The following is a 19,455-nucleotide window of genomic DNA, read 5'->3' on the forward strand; positions in this document are numbered from 1 at the left end:
GCGCTGCCGCCGCCCCCGTTGTCGCCGCACCCGGTGGCGAGGGCCAGCAGGGCCACCGCCCCCGCCGCGTACGTCCTGGTCCTGCTCCGCCCGTTCCTGATCACCGCTGCGCGCTCCCGGTTCCCGTCCAGCATTCTCTCAGCTATGCACGGTAACGGCCGGTCCCGCGGTTCCCGGTACGGGGCTACTCCAGGTGCTCGCTGGTGAAGGACCAGCGGTGCACCGGGCGGCCGAGCAGCTCGGCCGGCGGGTCGGCGACGGGCACCGGCTCGCCGTTCCACCAGGTGATCAGCAGCACCCGCCCGCCCGGGGCGGTGAGCAGTTCGAGGCGCTCCAGCCCGGCCGAGCCGCGAAGCCGGGGCAGCGCCGACTCCCGCGCCCAGGCGGCGAGTTCGGGCCCGCACCTATCGGCGGCCCGGGCCTCCCACATCGCGGCGACGGTCATGCCGCGCCACCGCCGAGGGCGTCGTAGGCCTGGCCGTGGACGTCGGTGTGGGGCACGTGGACCTCGGTCACCGGCAGCGAGGAGTCGGCGGACAGGTCGAAGGCGGACGGCGTGCGGTCGCGCCACACCATCTCGGCGCCGAGCGCCGCGACCATCGCGCCGTTGTCGGTGCACAGGCCCGGCCGGGGCACCCGCAGCCGGATGCCGGCCCGGTCGCAGCGCTGCTGGGCCATCTCGCGCAGCCGCGAGTTGGCCGCCACGCCGCCGCCGATCATCAGGTGGTCGACGCCGCTGTCCTGGCACGCCTTGACGGCCTTGCGGGTGAGCACGTCGGTGACCGCCTCCTGGAAGGACGCCGCCACGTCGGCGATCGGCACCTCCTCGCCGGCCCGGCGCCTGGCCTCCACCCAGCGGGCGACGGCGGTCTTCAGGCCGGAGAAGGAGAAGTCGTACTCCGGGTCGTTCTTGCCGGTCAGGCCGCGCGGGAAGGCGATCGCCTTCGGGTCGCCCTCGCGGGCCGTGCGGTCGACGATCGGGCCGCCGGGGAAGCCGAGGCCGAGCACCCGGGCGACCTTGTCGAAGGCCTCGCCGGCCGCGTCGTCGATGGTCGCGCCGAGCGGGCGGACGTCGCTGGTGATGTCCTCGCTGAGCAGCAGCGAGGAGTGCCCGCCGGAGACCAGCAGGGCCATCGTCGGCGAGGGCAGCCGGCCGTGCTCCAGCTGGTCGACGCAGATGTGCGAGGCGAGGTGGTTGACCCCGTACAGCGGCTTGTCCAGCGCCCAGGCGTACGCCTTCGCGGCGCTGACGCCGACCAGCAGCGCGCCGGCCAGGCCGGGGCCCGCGGTGACGGCGATGCCGTCCAGGTCGCTCGCCTTGATCCCGGCGGTGTCCAGGGCGCGCTGGATGGTCGGGACCATCGCCTCCAGGTGCGCGCGGCTGGCGATCTCCGGGACGACGCCGCCGAAGCGGGCGTGGTCGTTGACGCTGGAGGCGACCGCGTCGGCCAGCAGCGTGGTGCCGCGCACGATGCCGACGCCGGTCTCGTCGCAGGAGGTCTCGATGCCGAGGACGAGCGGTTCGTCAGCCATGGCGGGTGTCCTCAATGTCCTTCGGGTCAGTGCTGTCAGTGCTCGGGGAGTCGAGGCGCATCACCAGCGCGTCGACGTTGGCGGGCTGGTAGTAGCCGCGCCGGATGCCCACCGGTTCGAAGCCGTGGCGCTCGTACAGCCGTTGGGCGCGCGGGTTGTCCACCCGCACCTCCAGCAGCAGCTCGGCGCACTCGCGCCGGGCGGCCTCCCGGATCAGGTCGGTGAGCAGCGCCGCGCCGAGGCCGGCGCCCTGGTGGCGCGCGTCGACGGCGATGGTCTGGACGTCGCCCTCACCGGCGATCGCCATCAGGCCGGCGTAGCCGACGATCGTGCCGTCCGGGGCGGCCGCGACGGTGTAGTGGCGGGTGCCGCCGGGGTGGGACTCGGCCAGTTCGGACCAGAACATCCCGGCGGACCAGGCGTCCTCGGGGAAGAGCCGCAGCTCCAGCTCCAGCACCGGCGCGATGTCCCACCAGCGCATCGGGCGCAGGGTGGTGCCGTGGTTCACGCCGGGAGCACCGCCTTGTAGCCGGCCGGGACCTGGGCGTCCGGGCGGCGCAGGTACAGCGGGTGGTTCGGCAGCAGCTCGCGCCCGGCGGCCAGCTCGGCGGCGGCGAACCCGGCCAGGGCGCCGGCCGAGACGTGCTCGGGGCCGTGCCCGCCCGGGAAGGCGTCGGGGTAGAGCAGCGCGCCGGCGCCGACGGAGCGTTCCTGCGGGGTCAGCTCGGCCGGGCGGTCCACGCCGGGGCCCTCGGTGCGGCGGCCCTCGGCGTCGTACGAGGCCCAGTAGACCTCCTTGCGGCGCGCGTCGGTGGCGACGGTGAACGGCTGCCCGGCCAGGCCCTCGGCGCGGGCCTGGAAGGCGATCGCGTCCAGGGTGCAGACGCCGTGCACCGGCAGCCCGAGCGCGTGGCCGAGCGCGGCGGCGGTCACCAGGCCGACCCGCAGGCCGGTGTACGGGCCGGGGCCGACGCCGACCGCGATGCCGGTCAGCCGGTGCTTGTCCACCCCCGCGGCCCGCAGCACCCCGTCGATCGCGGGCAGCAACAGTTCGCCGTGGCGCCTGGCGTCGACCTGGTGGGTCTCGGCGAGGACGGCCGTGCCGTCGTGGACGGCGGCGGTGACGGCGGGGGTAGCGGTGTCGAACGCGAGCAGCAGCACGGGGTCAAGGTTAGACCGCGTTGGGCCGACCGGCCGATCGGCAAGGTGTACCAGCCGGGAACACACATCCGAGGCGCTGCGACCCGCGCGGATGAACCTGGCACGATGGGGCCGTACGTAAAGGGACGGCGGCGGGAGCGGCAACGTGGCGAAGATGGGTCCTGGAGTGGTGGTCACGGGGTTGACCCTGGGGGCCCTGGCGGTGGTGAGCCTGCTGGCCTTCCAGGCCAACGGCGCCCAGGACCGGGCCGGCGGCCCCAGGCCCACGGCCACCACCACGGCGACCGGCACCGCGACCGCCGCGGCGCCGACCGCCTCGGCCGCCCCGACCGTCCCGGCGCTGCCGACCACCTCGGGCACCGGCATCCGCGTGGTCTACTCGGTCGGCAGCCACTACGTCTGGCTGGTCGACCCGAAGAAGACTCCGCAGGTCGCGGCCGCCTTCCCGGTCACCCCGGGCTCGGTCGAGCCGGCCCCGGGCAGCTACGCCGTGTACAGCCGCACCCAGACCACCACCGGGACGGACGGCAAGCAGATCGAGCACGTGGTGCGCTTCGCGCAGCAGAACGGCGTGGTGTTCGGCTTCAGCGCGGCGGTGGACGGCGCGACGCCGACCACCGACCCGAGCGCCAAGACCGGCGGCATCCGCAGCGGACGCGCCGAGGGGCAGCTGCTCTGGGACTTCGCGCCCAAGGACACCAAGGTGGTCGTGATCGCCTGACCCGGACGGCCCGGAACGGCCCGGGCCCGGAAGGACCGGCCTCACGCGGCCCGGGGCGCCCGCGCCTCGGGCCGTTCGTCCTGTCGGGGCCGCGGTTCGGGCGGGGTGGACACCGCCTCGGCGGCCGCGCAGGCGGCCAGCAGCGCCCGCATCGGCTCTCCCGGAGCGCGACGGGCCGGTTCTCCGGCCCCGGCGGCGGGGACCGCGCGCTTCGGGGCGGGGGTGGTGCTCGACATGGCGCCTCCCTAGTTAGGCAGACCTAACCGCAGCACCCATCCCACCACGCCCGGCACCCCGCCCGCAACATCTTGCCGACAGCCTGTCGGCAAGATGTCGGCGGGACGTCGGCACCCCGTCGGCGCCCGTCGGCTATCCGAGGTCCGCCAGCGCCGCGTCCGCCCAGCGCGGGCCGATCCCGGTCAGTACCACCCGGCGCGGGTCCTGGTCGTCCCCGTCCGCCGTGCCGCCGATGGCGCGCTCGATCCGGACCTCCAGCCGGTCCTCGGACAGCCGCTCGACCTTGCCCTCGCCCCACTCCACCACGACCACCGACTCGGGCAGCGAGACGTCCAGGTCGAGGTCCTCCATCTCGTCCAGGTCCCCGCCCAGCCGGTACGCGTCCACGTGCACCAGCGCCGGGCCGCCGACCAGCGAGGGGTGCACCCGGGCGATCACGAAGGTCGGTGAGGTCACCGCCCCGCGGACCTGCAGGCCCTCCCCCAGGCCCCGGGTCAGCGTGGTCTTCCCCGCGCCCAGCTCCCCGGAGAGCAGCACCAGGTCACCCGGCCGCAGCAGCGCGGCCAGCTCCCGGCCGAGCCGGCCCATCCGCTCCGGGGTGGGGACGGTGAGAGTGGCGTGCGAGCCCATGCGCGTGTCTTGCCCTTCGGTCCGTACCGGCGCACCGACCACCGGCCGCCACCGCTACCGTGCCACATCCGCGCGCCGCCGGGGCTCACACGGGGTCGACGACGCCTTCCGCGACCCGCTCCCGGGCCAGGTCGAGGACGGCCGCGGGCAGCGGCGCCGCCCCTGCGAAGCCGGCGGCCCGGCGCAGCAGCCGCGCCAGCTCGTGGTCCACCAGCTCCGGGCGTTCCAGCATCACCAGGTGCCCGGCGCCCTCGGCCAGGACCAGCTCGGCGCCGGGCAGCCGCGCGGCCATCGCCTCGCTGTGCGTCGAGGGCGTCAGCAGGTCCTTCGTCCCGGCCAGCACCAGCGCGGGCAGGCCCCGCAGGGCGGCCAGCGCCTCGTACTTCTCGTGCGCGCCGAACACCGGGTAGAACTCGGCGACCACGTCGATCGGGGTGGCGTCCAGCAGCTGCTCGGCGAAGCGCACCACACCGGGGTCGACGTCCCGGCCGCCGAAGGAGAACCTCCGGTAGAACACGGCGGCCACGTCCGAGCCCAGCCGCCTGGTCGCCTCGATCAGGTCGACCTGGCGGCCCAGCAGCTTCACCATGCCGGGCGCGACCTTCCTGAACAGCTTCGCGCCGGCCCTCGGCAGGCCGAGGCTGACCTCGTTCCAGTCCCCGGCGAGGGTGCCGATCAGCGCCACCCCGGCGACCCTCTCGCGAAACAGCTCAGGGTGCTGGTCGGCCAGCGCCATCACCGTCATGCCGCCCATCGAGTGGCCCACCAGCACCAGCGGCCCGGTCGGGGCGACGGCGTCGATCACGGCCTTGAGGTCGCCGCCCAGCTGGTCGATGCCGGCCGGCTCGCCCGCCAGGTACGAACGGGAGCGCTCGGAGCGGCCGTGGCTGCGCTGGTCCCAGAGGACCAGCCGCATGCCCTCGCGCAGCGCGGCCCGCTGGAAGTGCCAGCTGTCCTGGTTGAGGCAGTAGCCGTGGCAGAACACCACGGTCAGCGGCTCGGCGCCGGCGCCGTCCCCGTCCGGCCCGCTCCAGCCGGTGCCGTCCAGCTCGACGTACAGCTCGGTGCCGTCCGGCGCGGCCACCGTCCTCGGACGGCCGCGCAGCGAGCCGTACGGGGCGTTCGCGTCCAGCTCGGCCCGGGCCCGGCGGCGCATCGCCCGGCCGACGGTCAGCCGCTCCACCGCGACGCCCGCGGCCGCCCCCGCCGCCAGTACGCCGACCGAGATCCCGATCACACCCGCCCGGCTCACCCCGGAGGCGGCGCCGGCCGCCTTGGCGACCGCCGCGACCGGACTGCCCTCGGCCGGTGCACCGGTCATGCCGACGGGCCCTCCGGGTGGCTGCCGCCGAGGTAGCGGCGGGGCACCCGGGCGCCGATCCGGGTGATGATCTCGTACGAGATGGTGCCGCAGGCGCGGGCCCAGTCCTCCGCGGTGGGCTCGCCGCGCTCGCCGTTGCCGAACAGCAGCACCTCGTCGCCGATCGCCGGGGTGTTGCCGCCGAGGTCCACCACGAACTGGTCCATCGCGACCCGGCCGGCCACCGTGCGCCACTTGCCGGCGATCTGCACCGGGCCGGTGCCGCTGGCGTGCCGGGGGATGCCGTCGCCGTAGCCGACCGGGACCAGGCCCAGGGTGGTTTCGCCCGGCGTCGTGTAGTGGTGGCCGTAGCTGACCCCGTGCCCGCCGGGGACGTGCTTGACCAGCGCCAGCCGCGCGGTCAGCGCCATCACCGGGCGCAGCCCGAAGTCGGCCGGCGAGCCCACCTCCGGCACCGGCGACAGCCCGTACGCGGCCAGGCCGGTGCGGACCAGGTCGAAGTGCGACTCGGGCAGCAGCAGCGCGGCCGGGGAGTTCGCCAGGTGCCGGACCGCGGGGCGCAGCCCGGCGGCCTCGGCCGTGGCCAGCGCGGCGCGGTAGGAGTCCAGCTGGGCCTGGATCGACGGGTGGCCCGGCTCGTCCGCCGCGGCGAAGTGCGACCACACGCCGACGACCGTCAGCAGCCTCTCCGTCTCGGCCCGGCGGGCGGCGGCCACCAGCCGCGGCCAGTCGTGCGGCTGGCAGCCGTTGCGGCCGAGGCCGGTGTCGGCCTTCAGGTGCACCCGGGCCGGGATGCCGGTCTCGCGGACGGCGGGCAGCAGCTCGTCCAGCGCCCACTGGCCGCTGACCGAGATGTCCAGGTCCGCGCGCAGCGCCTCGCGCCAGGGCCCGCCCGGCGTCCACAGCCAGCACAGGATGCGGGCCTGCTCCGGGCGGATGCCCGCGGCCCGCAGCGCCAGCGCCTCGTCCGGCGTCGCGCAGCCGAGCCAGCCGATCCCGTTCGCGACCGCTTCCCGGGCGCACTCGACCGCGCCGTGGCCGTAGGCGTTCGCCTTGACGGCGAGCATCACCGCCGCGCCGCCGACGCGTTCGCGCAGGGCGGCGAGGTTGCCGCGCAGGGCGGCGAGATCGATGGTCGCCTCGGCCCGGAGGCCGTCGGTGCGGGTGGCTGTGCCGGTCGTGTTCGCAGTTGTCATCAGGGTCAGTCTCCCAGACGTCCCGGAGTCCTCGCCGAACGGCCCGGCGGCGCGGCGGCCCCCCACGACGCGCCGACGTGCGGCGGACCGCCCGTTCACCCCGTTCAGGACGCCGCAAGCGGATGTCCCGGTTCCGGGGTCACCCCGCGCGGACCGCCCGCCACGCCGCCGGGAGCGCCCCGGCCACCGCGAGCGCCGTCGTCGGGGCGCCCGGCACGCCCGCCGCCTCCCGGCCGGCCAGGCCGTGCAGGTAGGCGGCCGCCGACGCGGCGTCCAGCGGCGCGAGGCCGGCCGCCAGCAGGGAGCCGGCCAGCCCGGCCAGCACGTCGCCGCTGCCGGCGGTGGCCAGCCAGGAGGTGCCGGTGGGGTTCACCCGGACGGCCCCGCCCGGATCGGCGACCACCGTGGTCGAGCCCTTCAGCAGCACCGTGGCGCGGTAGCCGGCCGCCAGCCGTCGGGCGGTGGCCAGCCGGGCCGCGGCCAGGTCGTCGGCGGCCGGCGGTGTACCGCCGTCGGCGCCGGCGAGCAGCCGGGCGGCCTCGCCGGTGTGCGGGGTGAGCAGGGTGGGCGCGGTGCGGCCGGCCAGCGCGTCCGGGCCGAGCCGGCCCAGCTCGGTCAGCCCGTCGGCGTCCACCAGCACCGGGACGTCGCTCGCCAGCGCCTCGGTCAGCGCCTGCCGCGCCCCCTCGCCGCCGCCCGGCCCGACCACCCAGGCCTGCACCCGTCCGGCGCCGGCCGGCCCGCCCTCGGTGACCAGCACCTCCGGGAAGCGCCGCACCACCTCCTCGGCCGCCGTGCCCACGTACCGGACGGCGCCCGCGCCGCCGTGCAGCGCCCCGGCCACCGCCAGCAGCGCCGCCCCCGGGTAGGTCGCCGAGCCGGCCGCCACCCCGACCACGCCGCGCCGGTACTTGTCGCTCTCCGCGCCCGGCTCCGGCAGCAGCGCCGCCACGTCCGCGTGCTGGAGCGCCGTCACCTGCGCGGCGCCCGGCTCCAGCCCGATGCCGACCAGCTGCACGGCCCCCGCGTACGAGGCCCCCGGGTCGACCAGCAGCCCGGGCTTGTACGTGCCGAAGCAGACCGTGACGTCCGCCCGCAGCGCGGCGCCCGGCACCTCCCCGGTGTCGGCGTCCACCCCGCTCGGCAGGTCCACCGCCACCACGATCCCGTGCCGCTCGGCCCTCGCGTACGGCACGGCCTCCGGGCGCAGCCCGCCCCGGCCGCCGATGCCGACGATCCCGTCCAGCACCAGGTCCGCGCGCGAGAAGTCGGCCAGGCCGACTTCCCGCTCCGCCGTCACCCGCCCGCCGGCGGCCCGCAGCGCGGCCAGCCCGCCCGGGTGGGCCTTCTCCGGCGCCAGCAGCACCGCCGTCACCCGCGCCCCGCGCCGGGCCAGCGCGGCCCCGGCGTACAGGGCGTCACCCCCGTTGTCCCCGCTGCCCGCGAGCACCGTCACCCGGCTGCCGTACACCCGCCCCCGACGCCGCGTCAGCAGCCGCGCGCAGGTCGCGGCCAGCCCCGCGGCCGCCCGCTGCATCAGGGTGCCCTCGGGCAGCCGCGCCATCAGCTCGGCCTCGGCGGCCCGGACGGTTTCCACAGGGTGTGCATGACGCATGGGGAGAACTCCTTCGGCGGTCGGCTACCGCCGACGCTAGCCCGCGTCACCGCCCCGCGGGAGCCGGGCCTGCGGCACACGTTCGAGTGACAACCACTTCGATCCCCCGCCGGTGCCGGTCCGTACGCCTACCTTGTGGCCCGCACAAGGGTCGCGAGGCCAAGCACCTGGGCTACGCCGCTGCGGGCATCCCGTGCTACCTGCTCATCGACCGCAGCGACGGCAGGGTGACGCTGTTCACGGATCCGGGGAACGGCGACTGCACCACCCTCCACGCAACCGAATTCGGCAGGCGCATCAAGCTCCCCGCCCCGTTCTCCTTCACGCTCGGCACGGCGCCCCTGCGGTAGGACGCAGCCACCGCAGGGGCACCGTGCCGCCGAGCGACTACTCGACGGTGACCGACTTCGCCAGGTTGCGCGGCTGGTCGACCTCGTGGCCCTTGGCCGTGGCCAGCTCGCAGGCGAAGACCTGGAGCGGGACGGTGGCGACCAGCGGCTGGAGCAGCACCGGGGTGGCCGGGATGCGGATCAGGTGGTCCGCGTACGGGACGACGGCCTCGTCGCCCTCCTCGGCGATCACGATCGTGCGGGCACCGCGGGCCCGGATCTCCTGGATGTTGGAGACGATCTTGTCGTGCAGGATCGAGCGCCCGCGCGGCGAGGGCACGACCACCACGACCGGCAGCCCCTCCTCGATCAGCGCGATCGGGCCGTGCTTGAGCTCGCCCGCCGCGAAGCCCTCGGCGTGCATGTACGCCAGCTCCTTGAGCTTGAGCGCGCCCTCCAGGGCCACCGGGAAGCCGACGTGGCGGCCGAGGAACAGCACCGAACGGGCGTCGGCCAGCGAGCGGGCCAGCTCGCGCACCGGCTCCATGGTCTCCAGGACCTGCTCGACCTGCTTCGGCGCGTCGCCGAGCTCCTTGATGACGGCGAAGATCTCGTCGCCCCACTTGGTGCCGCGCACCTGGCCCAGGTACAGGGCGACCAGGTAGCAGGCGACCAGCTGGGTCAGGAACGCCTTGGTCGAGGCGACCGCGACCTCCGGGCCGGCGTGGGTGTACAGCACCGCGTCCGACTCGCGCGGGATGGTGGAGCCGTTGGTGTTGCAGATCGCCAGCACCTTGGCGCCCTGCTCGCGGGCGTGCCGCAGGGCCATCAGGGTGTCCATGGTCTCGCCGGACTGCGAGATGGCGATGACCAGCGTGCCCGGGCCCATGATCGGGTCGCGGTAGCGGAACTCGGAGGCGACCTCGACCTCGCAGGGGATGCGGGTCCAGTGCTCGATCGCGTACTTGGCGATCATGCCGGCGTGGAAGGCCGTGCCGCAGGCCACGATGACGACCTTGTCGACCGAGCGCAGGTCGGCGTCGGAGATCCGCAGCTCGTCCAGGGTCAGCCGGCCGTCGGTGCCGATCCGGCCGAGGAGGGTGTCGGCGACCGCCTTCGGCTGCTCGGCGATCTCCTTGAGCATGAAGTAGTCGTAGCCGCCCTTCTCGGCGGCCGAGGCGTCCCAGTCGACGTGGTACTCGCGCACGTCGGCCGGGGTGCCGTCGAAGTTGGTGACGGTCACGCCCTCCCGGCGCAGCTCGACCACCTGGTCCTGGCCCAGCTCGATCGCCTCGCGGGTGTGGGCGATGAAGGCGGCGACGTCCGAGGCGAGGAAGTTCTCGCCCTCGCCGCGGCCGACCACCAGCGGCGAGTTGCGGCGGGCACCGACGACCACGTCCGGCGCGTCCGCGTGCACGGCGACCAGGGTGAAGGCGCCCTCCAGCTGACGGCAGACCACCCGCATGGCCTCGGCGAGGTCACCCGCGTAGGCCTCGCCCAGCAGGTGGGCGACGACCTCGGTGTCGGTCTCGGACCGGAGGGTGTGGCCGCGCTCGGCGATCTCGGCGCGCAGCTGCGCGAAGTTCTCGATGATGCCGTTGTGCACCACGGCCACCCGCTGGTGGTCGTCCAGGTGGGGGTGGGCGTTGGCGTCCGTCGGGCCGCCGTGGGTGGCCCAGCGGGTGTGGCCGATGCCGGTGGTGCCGCCGGGCAGAGGGGTCTCGGCGAGCGACTTCTCCAGATTGGCGAGCTTGCCCGCCCGCTTGTCGGTGGCCAGGCTCCACTGCCCCTCGGAGTCCTGGACCTGCACCGCGACACCGGCCGAGTCGTAGCCCCGGTACTCCAGTCGCTGCAAGCCTGCGATTACTACGTCGAGGGCGGACTGAGCGCCCACGTATCCAACAATTCCGCACATGCGTGCCAGCATAAGGGCGGTTCTGTGGCCGTTTCCCCCCCGCGCGCGAACGCTGCGTGACCGACACCACAGCCACCGTGAACGCCGCTACGGCTCACAATGGAGCATGTGCTGACCGAACTCTGTACGCGGGGCGCCGCCACGCCCGGCCCGTCGCCGTCCCCCTACGTCGACCTCAGCCGGGCCGAGTGGAGCGCGCTGCGCGAGCGTACGCCACTGCCGCTGACCGCCGAGGAGGTGGAACGGCTGCGCGGCCTCGGCACCGCCCTCGACCTGGACGAGGTCCGCGACGTCTACCTGCCGCTGTCACGCCTGCTGAACCTGTACATCCACGCCACGCACGAGCTGCGCGGCACGCTGGGCACCTTCCTGGACACCCCGGACACCGAACGCACCCGCACCCCGTTCATCATCGGCGTGGCCGGCTCCGTGGCGGTCGGCAAGTCCACCACCGCCCGCCTGCTCCAGGCACTGCTCGCCCGCTGGCCCGAGCACCCCCGGGTCGAGCTGGTCACCACCGACGGCTTCCTGCTCCCCAACGCCGAGTTGCGCCGGCGCGGCCTGATGGCCCGCAAGGGCTTCCCGGAGTCGTACGACCGCCGGGCGCTGATGCGCTTCGTCGCGGACGTGAAGGCGGGCAAGGAGCGGGTCAGCGCGCCGGTCTACTCGCACCTGGTGTACGACATCGTGCAGGGCGAGCGGCTGACCGTGGAGCGCCCGGACATCCTGATCGTCGAGGGCCTGAACGTGCTCCAGCCGGCCCTGCCCGGCTCCGACGGCCGCACCCGCCTCGCGGTGGCCGACTACTTCGACTTCTCGATCTACGTCGACGCCCGGACCGACGACATCGAGCACTGGTACCTGGACCGCTTCCGCAAGCTGCGGCAGACCGCCTTCCAGGACCCGAACTCCTACTTCCGCCGCTTCACCGAGGTGCCGGAGGAGGAGGCGATGGAGTACGGCCGGCAGGTCTGGCGCACCATCAACAAGCCCAACCTGCTGGAGAACGTGCTGCCGACCCGCGGCCGCGCCACCCTGATCCTCCAAAAGGGCTCGGACCACAAGGTCCGCCGGGCGCTGCTGCGCAAGCTCTGAGCGGCCGCCGGGCACGACACGAAGGGCCCCCGCGTCGCGCGGGGGCCCTTCGCCGTCTCCGGGGGCTCAGCCCAGGTGGGTGCGCACCGCGTCGGCCAGCCGCTGCCCGACCGCCTCGGCCTGCGCCGGGTCGGCGGCCTCGACCATCACCCGAACCAGCGGCTCGGTGCCCGACGGGCGCAGCAGGACCCGGCCGGTGGAGCCCAGCTCGGCCTCGGCCGCGGCGACCGCGGCGGTCAGCTCGGCGCTGGTCCGCACCCGGGACTTGTCGACGCCCTTGACGTTGATCAGCACCTGCGGCAGCCGGGTCATCACGGCGGCCAGGTCGGCCAGCGGCTGCTTGGTGGCGGCCAGCCGGGCGCCCAGCATCAGGCCGGTCAGGGTGCCGTCGCCGGTGGTGGCGTGGTCCAGCAGGATCACGTGGCCGGACTGCTCGCCGCCCAGCGCGAAGCCGTGCTCCTTCATCGCCTCCAGCACGTAGCGGTCGCCGACGGCGGTCTCCACCAGCTCGATGCCCTCGCGCTCCATCGCCAGCTTGAAGCCGAGGTTGGACATCACGGTGGCCACCGCGGTGTTGCGGCGCAGGGTGCCGGCCTCCTTCATGGCGACCGCGAGGATGGCGATGATCTGGTCGCCGTCCACCTCGGCGCCCTCGGCGTCGGCGGCCAGGCAGCGGTCGGCGTCGCCGTCCAGGGCGATGCCCAGGTCGGCCTTGTGCTCCTTCATCGCGACCCGCAGCCGGTCCAGGTGGGTGGAGCCGACGCCGTCGTTGATGTTGAGGCCGGTGGGCTCGGCCCCCAGGGTGTGGACCACCTCGGCACCGGCCCGGGCGAAGGCCTCGGGGGCGACGTAGGCGGCCGCGCCGTGGGCGCCGTCGATGACGACCTTGATGCCGTCCAGGCGGTTGGGCAGCACGCCGATCAGGTGGGCGACGTACTTGTCGAAGCCCTCGGTGTACTCGCGCACCCGGCCGACGGCCGCGCCGGTCGGACGGTTCCAGTCCTCGTCGCCGAGCGTGTGCTTGCGGTAGTGGGACTCGATCGCGTCCTCGATCCGGTCGTCCAGCTTGTGGCCGCCGCGGGCGAGGAACTTGATGCCGTTGTCCGGCATGGCGTTGTGGCTGGCGGACAGCATCACGCCGAAGTCGGCGCCGAGCGCGCCGGTGAGGTACGCCACGGCCGGGGTGGGCAGGACGCCGACCCGCAGGACGTCGACGCCGGCGCTCGCCAGACCGGCGATGACGGCGGCCTCCAGGAACTCGCCCGAGGCGCGCGGGTCACGGCCGACCACCGCGACCGGCCGGTGGCCGTCGAAGGCGCCGGCCTCGCCGAGCACATGGGCCGCCGCGACCGACAGGCCGAGCGCCAGCTCCGCCGTCAGGCCCTCGTTGGCCACCCCGCGCACGCCGTCCGTACCGAAGAGTCGTCCCACTGTCCCGTCCTCCATCACCACTGCTCGGAACCCAACCGAAGATCCCGGCCGCCGCACAGTAGCCGGGGAACACGTCGCCCCGGAGTACGCGAGGTACTCCGGGGCGACGGTTTCGCACAACCAGGGGGTGCGCCGCCAGGGCGGAGCGCACCCCCGGGGAGGCGATTAGCGCTTGCTGTACTGCGGCGCCTTGCGGGCCTTCTTCAGACCGGCCTTCTTGCGCTCGACGGCACGGGCGTCACGCATCAGGAAGCCGGCCTTCTTCAGCGCGGCGCGGTTGTTGTCCACGTCGGCCTCGTTCAGGGCACGGGCGACGCCGAGGCGCAGCGCGTAGGCCTGGCCGGAGGTGCCACCACCGCTGATGCGGGCGATGACGTCGTAACGGCCGTCCAGCTCAAGGAGCTTGAAGGGCTCGTTCACGGTCTGCTGGTGCACCTTGTTCGGGAAGTAACCCTCGAGGGTGCGACCGTTGATCTTCCACTGGCCGGTGCCGGGGACGATGCGCACGCGGGCGATCGCCTCCTTGCGACGGCCGAGGCCGGCGCCCGGGGTGGCCTCGCCGAAGCGGCCGGCCAGGGACTCGGAGGTGTAGCTCTCCTCGGAGGTGTACTCGCCCTCGACGGCCTCAACGGCCTCGTCGAAGTCGACCTCAAGGGTTTCAGTGGTCTCGGCCACGATGTTCCTCAGCTCTTTTCAGTGTTGGGGGGCTTGGTGGCCGAATTACTGCGCGACCTGGGTGATCTCGAACGGCACCGGCTGCTGGGCAGCGTGCGGGTGCTGGTCGCCCGAGTAGACCTTCAGCTTGGAGAGCATCTGGCGGCCCAGGCTGTTCTTGGGGATCATGCCCTTGATGGCCTTCTCGACGGCCTTCTCCGGGTTGTTCGCCAGCAGGTCGTCGTAGCGCACCGAGCGCAGACCGCCCGGGAAGCCCGAGTGGCGGTAGGCCAGCTTCTGGGTCTTCTTGTTACCGGACAGGTGCACCTTGTCGGCGTTGATGATGATGACGAAGTCACCAGTGTCAACGTGCGGCGCGTAGATCGCCTTGTGCTTGCCCCGGAGGAGGTTGGCGGCCTGGGAGGCCAGGCGGCCGAGCACGACGTCGGTCGCGTCGATGACGTGCCACTGACGCTGGACGTCGCCGGGCTTGGGGCTGTACGTACGCACGGTCGTAGCCTTCGCTTTTCAGTGAGTGAGTCCTGACAGGAGCACCCGGACGGCAGAGCAGCCTGGCCAACCTTGGACGCAATTCAAGGGGGACCGCTGGTCGACGACCTGATGTCTCCGGCGTACCGACCTCTCACGTGAGAAAGAGCGAGCCAATACGCACATCAAGCGTCCAGGTTACCGGCCCGACCCTGAGGGGTCAAAAATCGGCTGGCCCCCTCCCGGCCGGGGCCGGTCGCGACTCAGCGTTCGCGCTCCACCCGGGTCACGTCCCAGACCGGCTCCGACGACTCGTACACCCGGCCGTCCGCCCCGAACACCAGGAAGCGGTCGAAGGTCCTGGCGAACCAGCGGTCGTGGGTGACGCACAGCACGGTGCCCTCGAAGGCCTCCAGGCCGGTCTGCAGCGCCTCGGCGCTCTCCAGGTCCAGGTTGTCGGTCGGCTCGTCGAGCAACAGGGCCGTCACACCGGAGAGTTCGAGCTTGAGGATCATCAGCCGGGCCTGCTGCCCGCCGGACAGCGACTCGAACTTCTGCTCCTCCTGGCGGTCCAGCTCGTAGCGGCGCAGCGCCCCCATCGCGGCGCCGCGGCTGAGCGCGTGCTCCTCCTCGACGATCGACCGCACGGTGCGGCCGAACAGCTCCGGGTGGGCGTGGGTCTGCCGGAAGTGGCCGGGGACGACCCGGGCGCCGAGCTTCCAGTCCCCGGTGTGCCCGACCGTCGTGTCGCCGGCCAGCAGCCGCAGCAGGTGCGACTTGCCGGCGCCGTTGGCGCCCAGCACCGCGACCCGCTCGCCGTAGAAGACCTCCAGGTCGAAGGGCTGCATCAGGCCGGTGAGCTCCAGCTGCTCCAGGGTGAAGGCGCGCATGCCGGTGCGCCCGCCCTTGAGCCGCATGGTGATGCTCTGCTCGCGCGGGGGCTCCTCCGGGCGGCCGGCCTCCTCGAACTTCTTCAGCCGGGTCTGGGCGGCGGCGTAGCGGGTGGCGAGCGCGTGGCTGACGGAGGCCGCCTGACGCAGGGTGACGACCAGCTTCTTGAGCTTGGCGTGCTCCTCGTCCCAGCGCCGGCCCAGCTCCTCGAAGCGCGCGAAGCGGTCCTTGCGGGCCTCGTGGAAGCTGTCGAAGCCGCCGCCGTGCACCCAGACGCTGCTGCCGGCGGCGCCGGACTCGACGGCGATGATCTTGTCCGCGGTCTTCGAGAGCAGCTCGCGGTCGTGCGAGATGTACAGCACGGTCTTCGAGGTGGTCTTGATGGCCTCCTCCAGCCAGCGCTTGCCCGGGACGTCCAGGTAGTTGTCCGGCTCGTCGAGCAGCAGCACCTCCTCCGGGCCGCGCAGCAGCGCCTCCAGGACGAGCCGCTTCTGCTCGCCGCCGGAGAGGGTGTTCAGGCCCCGCCACTGGGCCTTGTCGAACGGCACCCCGAGGGCCGCCGTGGTGCAGACGTCCCAGTCCGTCTCGTAGTCGTAGCCGCCGACGTCGGCCCAGTCGGAGAGCGCCTGGGCGTAGGCCATCTGTGTCTTCTCGTCGTCCTGCGCGATCATCGCCAGCTCGGCGGCGTCCACCGCGCGGGCGGCCTTGGCGATCCGCTCGGGGGCGACCGACACCAGCAGGTCGCGCACCGAGGCGTCGGCCGGCAGCGCGCCCGGGGTGGACGACTGGTCCTCGCGGCCGGTGGTGCCGACGAACTGGCGCATCACGCCGAGCCCGCCGCTGATCGTCACCGAGCCGCCGTGCGGCTGGATGTCCCCCGCGATCATGCGCAGCAGGGTGGTCTTGCCGGCGCCGTTGGCACCGACCAGGGCGACCGCGGCGCCCTCTCCGACCCGGAAGGACGCGTCGTCGAACAACACGCGCCCGTCCGGCAGGTAGTACTCCAGGTGCGAAATCTCGACGTGTCCCATGGGAGCGATTCTCCCAAGCGGACGCGCCGGGCCAAAACGGATTACCCGACAGCCGGCTGCCCGGGCAGGGTCCGCATCCGCCGGGCCGCCCGGTTGCGCTCGGCCAGCTGGTCGTCCGGCGGGTAGCCGACCTCCTCCAGCGTGAGCCCGTACGGCCGGATCACGTTGACGGCGGAGTTGCGCACCCCGCCCGCCAGCACCTCGCCGGGGAACTCCACCGGCCGGTGCCCGTCGCCGACCAGCAACATCGCACCGACCAGCGCCCGGACCATGTTGTGGCAGAAGGCGTCGGCCCGGACGGTGGCGACCGCGAGCGAGCCCTCCTGGGCGGCGTAGGAGTCCACCGGGACGCGGTCCCAGTGCAGCTCCAGCAGGGTGCGGATGGTGGTGGCGCCCTCGCGCTTCTTGCAGTACGCGGCGAAGTCGTGCTCGCCGAGCAGCAGCTTCGCGGCGGCGTTCATCCGGTCCACGTCCAGCGGGCGGTCGTGCCAGAGCACGTGGCCGCGCAGCAGCGGGTCCACCCCGCCGGGGTGGTCGGCGACGCGGTACGCGTACCGGCGCCAGACCGCCGAGAAGCGGGCGTCGAACCCGGCCGGCGCCTCGCCGACCCGGTAGATCCGGACGTCCCCGGGCAGCCGGCCCGCCAGCCGGCGCAGCAGCTTCTCCCGGTGCGCCGCCCACAGCTCGGCCGGCAGGTCGACGTGGGCGACCTGGCCGCGGGCGTGCACCCCGGCATCGGTGCGGCCGGCCACCGTCAGCGGAAACAGTTCGGGGCTGCGGGTGACGATCTGCAGCGCGGTCTCGATCTCCTCCTGGACCGTCCGGCGGCCGCCCTTCTGGCGGGCCCAGCCGGAGAACTCGGCGCCCTGGTAGGCGAGGTCGAGCCGGACCCGGACGTACCCGTCGGCCGGGCCGTCCTTCACCGGCGGCTGCTCGGCGCAATCGTTGACCACTGCTTCTCACATCTCCCGGGGATGAGGAACGGGCCCGCTCCCCCACTGCTGGGGAAACGGGCCCGCGGAACACCTAGAGGCGTCAGGCCTGCTCGGCGGCCTCGGCCTCGTCGGCCTTGGTCTCGACGGCAGCGGCCTCGTCGGCCTCCTTGACGGCGCGCTTGGTGGCGGCCTCGGCCTCGCCGACGGCGGTCTGCGCGACGGTCAGCGCCTCGACCAGCTCGATCACGGCCATCGGGGCGTTGTCGCCACGACGGGGACCGATCTTGGTGATACGGGTGTAGCCACCCGGGCGGTTCTCGTAGCGCGGCGCGATCTCGGTGAAGAGGGTGTGCAGCACCGAGATGTCGGTGATGGTCTTGCGCACCAGGCGACGGTTGTGGATGTCGCCCTTCTTCGCCTTGGTGATCAGCTTCTCCGCCAGCGGGCGCATCCGACGGGCCTTGGCCTCGGTCGTGGTGATGCGGCCGTACTGGAACAGCTCCCGGCACAGACCGGCGAGCAGCAGCGGCTCGTGGTGCGGGCCGCCGCCGAGGCGGGCACCCTTGGTGGGACGCGGCATGGATTTCTCCTTGGATCTCCGACTACGGCCGTATCAGGTACCGCAGCGGGCGTACGGGCACTGTTGCCCGTACGACTTTCACGACGACGGGGGCGGCTCCGTGGAACCGCCCCCGCGGCCAATTCTCTTAGTACTGCTCGGTCTCGGCGAAGTGCGAGTCGTCGAGGTCGTCGGCGCCGAAGGCGTCGGCGGCAGCGGTCGGGTCGAACCCGGGCGGGCTGTCCTTGAGGGCCAGGCCCATGCCGGCCAGCTTCGCCTTGACCTCGTCGATCGACTTCGCACCGAAGTTGCGGATGTCGAGCAGGTCGGCCTCGGAGCGGGCGACGAGCTCACCCACGGTGTGGATGCCCTCGCGCTTGAGGCAGTTGTAGGAGCGGACGGTGAGCTCCAGCTCCTCGATCGGCAGCGCCAGGTCGGCGGCCAGGGCGGCGTCCGTCGGGGACGGGCCCATGTCGATGCCCTCGGCGTCGATGTTCAGCTCGCGGGCGAGACCGAACAGCTCGACCAGGGTCTTGCCGGCCGAGGCCATGGCGTCGCGCGGACGCATGGCGGGCTTGGTCTCGACGTCGACGATCAGCTTGTCGAAGTCGGTCCGCTGCTCGACACGGGTGGCCTCGACCTTGTAGGTGACCTTCAGCACGGGGCTGTAGATCGAGTCGACCGGGATGCGGCCGATCTCCTGGCCGGAGGCCTTGTTCTGGACGGCGGAGACGTAGCCGCGACCGCGCTCGACGGTCAGCTCCATCTCCAGCTTGCCCTTGCCGTTCAGCGTGGCGAGGACCAGCTCGGGGTTGTGCACCTCGACACCCGCCGGCGGGGCGATGTCGGCGGCGGTGACGACACCCGGGCCCTGCTTGCGCAGGTACATCACGACCGGCTCGTCGTGCTCCGAGGAGACGACCAGCTGCTTGATGTTGAGGATGAGGTCGGTCACGTCCTCCTTGACGCCCGGCACGGTGGTGAACTCGTGCAGGACGCCGTCGACGCGGATGCTGGTGACAGCGGCACCCGGGATCGACGACAGGAGCGTGCGGCGCAGGGAGTTGCCGAGGGTGTAGCCGAAGCCCGGCTCCAGCGGCTCGATCACGAACCGGGAGCGGAACTCGTCGACGACCTCTTCGGTCAGCGAGGGACGCTGAGCGATAAGCATGGGGGAAATCCTCCGGTTGTCTTCGGCACCCACTATTTGATGCCGACAGGACCAAGCGTACGGGCTCCCGTGGAAAACGGGAGCCCGTACGAGGTTTAAAACATCACCCGCGTGCCCGAAGGCGCTGCGTCAGACGCGGCGGCGCTTCGGCGGACGGCAGCCGTTGTGCGGGGTGGGGGTGACGTCCTGGATCGAGCCGACCTCCAGGCCGGTGGCCTGGAGCGAACGGATCGCGGTCTCGCGGCCGGAGCCCGGACCCTTCACGAAGACGTCAACCTTGCGCATGCCGTGCTCCTGCGCGCGACGGGCAGCGGCCTCGGCGGCCATCTGCGCGGCGAACGGGGTGGACTTGCGCGAGCCCTTGAAGCCGACGTGGCCGGCGGAGGCCCAGGAGATCACGTTGCCCGCGGGGTCGGTGATCGAAACGATGGTGTTGTTGAACGTGCTCTTGATGTGCGCGTGGCCGTGAGCGACGTTCTTCTTTTCCTTGCGGCGGATCTTCTTCGCGCCGGCAGCCTGACGACCCTTGGGGGGCATAAGT

Annotated in this window: 21 protein-coding genes; 3 read left to right on the top strand and 18 right to left on the bottom strand. The window is 73.3% G+C overall.

All coding sequences use genetic code 11. From position 1 onward, the window contains the following. Window positions 1-184: 184 nt before the first annotated feature. The 4 genes from ACWGKU_RS11665 to tsaB are packed head-to-tail and all read right to left on the bottom strand — an operon-like array spanning window position 185 to window position 2,694. Entirely contained in the window at window positions 185-445 is a 261-nt protein-coding gene (locus tag ACWGKU_RS11665) for a hypothetical protein (protein WP_452180961.1), read from the bottom strand. After that, on the bottom strand, window positions 442-1,533 hold the full coding sequence (gene tsaD / locus ACWGKU_RS11670; RefSeq protein ID WP_452180960.1) for a tRNA (adenosine(37)-N6)-threonylcarbamoyltransferase complex transferase subunit TsaD: 1,092 nt from the start codon (window positions 1,531-1,533) through the stop codon (window positions 442-444). Before tsaD ends, ACWGKU_RS11665 begins: the two co-directional genes overlap by 4 nt. After that, complete coding sequence (rimI, locus tag ACWGKU_RS11675; RefSeq protein WP_387686383.1) at window positions 1,526-2,014, bottom strand: ribosomal protein S18-alanine N-acetyltransferase; 489 nt, start codon at window positions 2,012-2,014, stop codon at window positions 1,526-1,528. Before rimI ends, tsaD begins: the two co-directional genes overlap by 8 nt. A gap of 23 nt (window positions 2,015-2,037) precedes the next feature. Next, window positions 2,038-2,694 carry a tRNA (adenosine(37)-N6)-threonylcarbamoyltransferase complex dimerization subunit type 1 TsaB gene (gene tsaB, locus ACWGKU_RS11680; protein WP_380356892.1) on the bottom strand — a complete coding sequence of 219 codons (657 nt, stop codon included), beginning with the start codon at window positions 2,692-2,694 and terminating at the stop codon, window positions 2,038-2,040. 154 nt (window positions 2,695-2,848) lie between these two features. Between tsaB and ACWGKU_RS11685 the strand changes: the two genes are divergently transcribed. Further along, the gene (locus ACWGKU_RS11685) at window positions 2,849-3,415 is read left to right on the top strand and encodes a hypothetical protein (RefSeq protein ID WP_401053886.1); all 567 of its coding nucleotides are present in this window, start codon (window positions 2,849-2,851) and stop codon (window positions 3,413-3,415) included. Window positions 3,416-3,456: 41 nt separating this feature from the next. Here the strand turns inward: ACWGKU_RS11685 and ACWGKU_RS11690 are convergent, their stop codons facing one another. From ACWGKU_RS11690 to ACWGKU_RS11710, 5 genes are all read right to left on the bottom strand, one after another. Beyond that, the gene (locus tag ACWGKU_RS11690) at window positions 3,457-3,651 is read right to left on the bottom strand and encodes a hypothetical protein (RefSeq protein ID WP_401053884.1); all 195 of its coding nucleotides are present in this window, start codon (window positions 3,649-3,651) and stop codon (window positions 3,457-3,459) included. A gap of 133 nt (window positions 3,652-3,784) precedes the next feature. Next, entirely contained in the window at window positions 3,785-4,282 is a 498-nt protein-coding gene (gene tsaE / locus ACWGKU_RS11695; RefSeq protein ID WP_359897495.1) for a tRNA (adenosine(37)-N6)-threonylcarbamoyltransferase complex ATPase subunit type 1 TsaE, read from the bottom strand. Between the two features lie 85 nt (window positions 4,283-4,367). Next, on the bottom strand, window positions 4,368-5,603 hold the full coding sequence (locus ACWGKU_RS11700; protein ID WP_401049444.1) for an alpha/beta fold hydrolase: 1,236 nt from the start codon (window positions 5,601-5,603) through the stop codon (window positions 4,368-4,370). Further along, on the bottom strand, window positions 5,600-6,799 hold the full coding sequence (gene alr / locus ACWGKU_RS11705) for an alanine racemase (RefSeq protein WP_452180959.1): 1,200 nt from the start codon (window positions 6,797-6,799) through the stop codon (window positions 5,600-5,602). Before alr ends, ACWGKU_RS11700 begins: the two co-directional genes overlap by 4 nt. A 139-nt stretch (window positions 6,800-6,938) precedes the next feature. Then, window positions 6,939-8,414 (bottom strand): NAD(P)H-hydrate dehydratase, encoded by a 1,476-nt coding sequence (locus ACWGKU_RS11710; protein ID WP_452191416.1) that lies wholly within the window; start codon window positions 8,412-8,414, stop codon window positions 6,939-6,941. Between the two features lie 86 nt (window positions 8,415-8,500). Here ACWGKU_RS11710 and ACWGKU_RS11715 point away from each other — a divergent pair, with 86 nt between their 5' ends. Beyond that, complete coding sequence (locus tag ACWGKU_RS11715) at window positions 8,501-8,764, top strand: hypothetical protein (RefSeq protein ID WP_452179454.1); 264 nt, start codon at window positions 8,501-8,503, stop codon at window positions 8,762-8,764. A gap of 37 nt (window positions 8,765-8,801) precedes the next feature. Here ACWGKU_RS11715 and glmS read toward each other — a convergent pair whose 3' ends face one another. After that, a complete protein-coding gene (gene glmS / locus ACWGKU_RS11720; protein ID WP_359897500.1) occupies window positions 8,802-10,658 on the bottom strand; it encodes a glutamine--fructose-6-phosphate transaminase (isomerizing) in 1,857 nt (618 codons plus the stop codon). A 99-nt stretch (window positions 10,659-10,757) separates the two neighbouring features. Here glmS and coaA point away from each other — a divergent pair, with 99 nt between their 5' ends. Then, the gene (gene coaA / locus ACWGKU_RS11725; RefSeq protein ID WP_359897501.1) at window positions 10,758-11,753 is read left to right on the top strand and encodes a type I pantothenate kinase; all 996 of its coding nucleotides are present in this window, start codon (window positions 10,758-10,760) and stop codon (window positions 11,751-11,753) included. A 66-nt stretch (window positions 11,754-11,819) separates the two neighbouring features. On the opposite strand, the gene glmM is transcribed toward coaA, so the two are convergent. From glmM to rpsK, 8 genes are all read right to left on the bottom strand, one after another. Next, the gene (gene glmM / locus ACWGKU_RS11730) at window positions 11,820-13,184 is read right to left on the bottom strand and encodes a phosphoglucosamine mutase (protein WP_452179453.1); all 1,365 of its coding nucleotides are present in this window, start codon (window positions 13,182-13,184) and stop codon (window positions 11,820-11,822) included. Window positions 13,185-13,349: 165 nt separating this feature from the next. After that, window positions 13,350-13,859, bottom strand: a complete 510-nt coding sequence (rpsI, locus tag ACWGKU_RS11735; protein ID WP_387735829.1) for a 30S ribosomal protein S9 — start codon at window positions 13,857-13,859, stop codon at window positions 13,350-13,352. A 45-nt stretch (window positions 13,860-13,904) separates the two neighbouring features. Next, window positions 13,905-14,348, bottom strand: coding sequence for a 50S ribosomal protein L13 (gene rplM, locus ACWGKU_RS11740; protein WP_030055846.1), 444 nt, complete (start codon window positions 14,346-14,348; stop codon window positions 13,905-13,907). Window positions 14,349-14,590: 242 nt separating this feature from the next. After that, entirely contained in the window at window positions 14,591-16,249 is a 1,659-nt protein-coding gene (locus ACWGKU_RS11745; RefSeq protein WP_359897503.1) for an ABC-F family ATP-binding cassette domain-containing protein, read from the bottom strand. A gap of 41 nt (window positions 16,250-16,290) precedes the next feature. Then, window positions 16,291-17,202: a tRNA pseudouridine(38-40) synthase TruA gene (gene truA / locus ACWGKU_RS11750; protein WP_401046058.1), complete on the bottom strand. Its 912-nt coding sequence runs from the start codon at window positions 17,200-17,202 to the stop codon at window positions 16,291-16,293. 82 nt (window positions 17,203-17,284) lie between these two features. Then, a complete protein-coding gene (rplQ, locus tag ACWGKU_RS11755; protein WP_359897505.1) occupies window positions 17,285-17,764 on the bottom strand; it encodes a 50S ribosomal protein L17 in 480 nt (159 codons plus the stop codon). Between the two features lie 127 nt (window positions 17,765-17,891). Beyond that, window positions 17,892-18,914 (bottom strand): DNA-directed RNA polymerase subunit alpha, encoded by a 1,023-nt coding sequence (locus ACWGKU_RS11760; RefSeq protein WP_360349481.1) that lies wholly within the window; start codon window positions 18,912-18,914, stop codon window positions 17,892-17,894. A gap of 129 nt (window positions 18,915-19,043) precedes the next feature. Then, complete coding sequence (rpsK, locus tag ACWGKU_RS11765) at window positions 19,044-19,451, bottom strand: 30S ribosomal protein S11 (protein ID WP_030232513.1); 408 nt, start codon at window positions 19,449-19,451, stop codon at window positions 19,044-19,046. Window positions 19,452-19,455 lie beyond the last annotated feature (4 nt).

The sequence above is a fragment of the Kitasatospora sp. NPDC054768 genome (assembly GCF_053612025.1).

Excerpts from the sequence above, each read along its gene's own strand:
- ACWGKU_RS11665 (WP_452180961.1), bottom strand. The coding sequence starts at position 445 with ATGACCGTCGCCGCGATGTGGGAGGCCCGGGCCGCCGATAGGTGCGGG.
- tsaD (WP_452180960.1), bottom strand. The coding sequence starts at position 1,533 with ATGGCTGACGAACCGCTCGTCCTCGGCATCGAGACCTCCTGCGACGAG.
- rimI (WP_387686383.1), bottom strand. The coding sequence starts at position 2,014 with ATGCGCTGGTGGGACATCGCGCCGGTGCTGGAGCTGGAGCTGCGGCTC.
- ACWGKU_RS11685 (WP_401053886.1), top strand. The coding sequence starts at position 2,849 with ATGGGTCCTGGAGTGGTGGTCACGGGGTTGACCCTGGGGGCCCTGGCG.
- ACWGKU_RS11690 (WP_401053884.1), bottom strand. The coding sequence starts at position 3,651 with ATGTCGAGCACCACCCCCGCCCCGAAGCGCGCGGTCCCCGCCGCCGGG.
- tsaE (WP_359897495.1), bottom strand. The coding sequence starts at position 4,282 with ATGGGCTCGCACGCCACTCTCACCGTCCCCACCCCGGAGCGGATGGGC.
- ACWGKU_RS11700 (WP_401049444.1), bottom strand. The coding sequence starts at position 5,603 with ATGACCGGTGCACCGGCCGAGGGCAGTCCGGTCGCGGCGGTCGCCAAG.
- alr (WP_452180959.1), bottom strand. The coding sequence starts at position 6,799 with ATGACAACTGCGAACACGACCGGCACAGCCACCCGCACCGACGGCCTC.
- ACWGKU_RS11710 (WP_452191416.1), bottom strand. The coding sequence starts at position 8,414 with ATGCGTCATGCACACCCTGTGGAAACCGTCCGGGCCGCCGAGGCCGAG.
- glmS (WP_359897500.1), bottom strand. The coding sequence starts at position 10,658 with ATGTGCGGAATTGTTGGATACGTGGGCGCTCAGTCCGCCCTCGACGTA.
- coaA (WP_359897501.1), top strand. The coding sequence starts at position 10,758 with ATGGAGCATGTGCTGACCGAACTCTGTACGCGGGGCGCCGCCACGCCC.
- ACWGKU_RS11745 (WP_359897503.1), bottom strand. The coding sequence starts at position 16,249 with ATGGGACACGTCGAGATTTCGCACCTGGAGTACTACCTGCCGGACGGG.
- rplQ (WP_359897505.1), bottom strand. The coding sequence starts at position 17,764 with ATGCCGCGTCCCACCAAGGGTGCCCGCCTCGGCGGCGGCCCGCACCAC.
- ACWGKU_RS11760 (WP_360349481.1), bottom strand. The coding sequence starts at position 18,914 with ATGCTTATCGCTCAGCGTCCCTCGCTGACCGAAGAGGTCGTCGACGAG.
- rpsK (WP_030232513.1), bottom strand. The coding sequence starts at position 19,451 with ATGCCCCCCAAGGGTCGTCAGGCTGCCGGCGCGAAGAAGATCCGCCGC.